Annotated in this window: 1 pseudogene; it reads left to right on the top strand. The window is 73.3% G+C overall.

The annotated features are described in order from the left end of the window. Positions 1-1,757, top strand: a pseudogene (locus QH270_RS21825) (2-oxoacid:acceptor oxidoreductase family protein); the annotation flags it as partial. Positions 1,758-1,818: the final 61 nt, after the last annotated feature.

Consider the following 1,818-nt stretch of genomic DNA (forward strand, 5'->3'; position numbering starts at 1 on the left):
CCCCCCCCCCCCCCCCCCCGGCGCCGCCCCCCGCCGCGGCGCGGGCGCCCCCCCCCCGGGGGGGGGGGGGGGGGGGGGGGGGGGGGGGGGGGGGGGGGGGCCCCCCCCCCCCCCCCCCGCTGCCGTTGCTGACGCGCACGCCGTACTTCTGCTCCGGGTGCCCGCACAACATCTCCACCAAGACACCGGCGGGGGCGACGGTCGGCGCAGGCATCGGCTGCCACGGGATGGTGTCGCTGATGAGTCCCGCGCAGGTGGGCGATGTCACCGGCCTCACCCAGATGGGCGGCGAAGGCGCGCAGTGGATCGGCATGGCCCCGTTTCTGGCCCGCACCCACCTGATCCAGAACCTCGGCGACGGCACCTTCCACCATTCGGGCAGCCTCGCCGTGCGCGCGGCCGTCGCGGCGGGCAGCCACATCACCTACAAACTGCTCTACAACTCGGCGGTGGCGATGACCGGCGGCCAGCAGGCCGTTGGGGTCATGTCCGTCGCCGAGATCTGCGCGGCGATGCGCGCCGAGGGGGTCGCGCGGATCATCGTCACGACCGACGAGCCGCGCCGCTATCGCAAGATCGCGTTGCCCACGGAAGTCCAGGTCTGGCACCGCGACCGGTTGATCGAAGCCCAGGAGACGTTGGCCGGGATCGCCGGGGTGACCCTGCTGATCCACGACCAGGAGTGCGCGACCGAGCTGCGGCGCAAACGCAAGCGCGGACTCGCGCCGAAACCGGTCGAGCGCATCGTGATCAACGAACGGGTGTGCGAGGGCTGCGGCGACTGCGGGCAGAAGTCGAACTGTCTGTCCGTCCAACCCGTCGACACCGAGTTCGGCCGCAAGACCCGGATCGACCAGTCCTCCTGCAATATCGACCGTTCCTGCCTGGCCGGCGACTGCCCGTCGTTTCTCTCGGTCGTGCCCGCACCGGATCACCGCCGCACACCGGCGGTACCGGTCGGCCCGACCGATCTGCCCGCCCCGCGCGCGGCTTTCCACGGCATTCACACCACGCGCATCACCGGAGTCGGCGGGTCCGGCGTGGTGACGCTGGCGCAGTTGCTCAGCACCGCGGCGACCCTGGGCGGGCTCCGGGTGCGGGCGCTCGACCAGACCGGCCTCGCGCAGAAGGGCGGCGCCGTGGTCTCCGACATCACCGTCTCCAGCGAGCCGATCGACCAGGGCAGCAAGGCGACCGCCGGGAACTGCGACCTGTACCTCGGCTGCGACCTGCTAGTCGCCGCCGAACCCCGCTACCTCGCCGCCGCCGATCCGGCGCGGACCAGCGCGGTGGTTTCCACGAGCGAGGTCCCGACCGGGCAGATGGTCACCGATCCCACGGTGTCGTTTCCGCCGGTCGGGCCGATCCGCGACTCGATCGAGGCGGCCACCACCGAGGCACACTTCCTCGACGCCCGCGCCGCGGCGATCACGCTGCTCGGCGCCGACCAGTTCGCCAATCTGCTGCTGGCGGGTGTCGCCGTCCAGACCGGGGCGCTGCCACTGGCACCGGAGGATGTCGAAACGGCCATCGACGTCAACGGCGTGCAAGTCGCCGCCAACACGGCCGCGTTCCGCTTCGGGCGAATGGCCGTCGCCGACCCCCGCGCCTTCGCACTCGCGCTGGCCGAGGCGGCGGGCCCGGCCGCGCGGGCCCCCCCGCGGCCGGCGGCGGCGGCTCAGCTCCACGCCACCCTGCGGGCCGCGCCCCGCTCCCGACACCACCGCCGGTTGGCGCGCCAGATCTCTCACCTGGTGCCGGCGTCGGGGAGTGAGATCGAGATCAACGGCGTTGTGATCGTGCCTGAGGGAAAGGGCT

Origin of the sequence: Nocardia neocaledoniensis (genome assembly GCF_029868625.1) — a bacterium.
GTDB lineage: Bacteria > Actinomycetota > Actinomycetes > Mycobacteriales > Mycobacteriaceae > Nocardia > Nocardia neocaledoniensis_A.